Genomic DNA, 248 nt, shown 5'->3' on the forward strand with positions numbered 1-248 from the left:
GGGCTGGATTGCGCGCGCCGCAGGCTCGAGATCGTTGCGGGTGATCTCCAGCCAGTTGCGGATGCTGTGGAAGTCGAGGTTGCGCGGCAGCGGCGGCAGCCCCGCATTGTCGCGGCGGCCAAGCGCCTCGAACACGTCGGCCGTCGAGACGGCAGTGCCGGGATTGACGAGCACCAGACCCAGCGCCGGGAAACCCGGCACGAGCGTCAGCTCGTCGCCGATGCCGCGGGCTATCAGCGGCTTGGCTG

Annotated in this window: 1 pseudogene; it reads right to left on the minus strand. The window is 70.2% G+C overall.

The features are described 5' to 3' along the window. Positions 1–248 (minus strand): annotated as a pseudogene (locus tag E5W70_RS32850) (4-(cytidine 5'-diphospho)-2-C-methyl-D-erythritol kinase); the annotation flags it as partial.

This window comes from Mesorhizobium sp., from assembly GCF_005063415.1.
Taxonomy (GTDB): domain Bacteria; phylum Pseudomonadota; class Alphaproteobacteria; order Rhizobiales; family Rhizobiaceae; genus Mesorhizobium.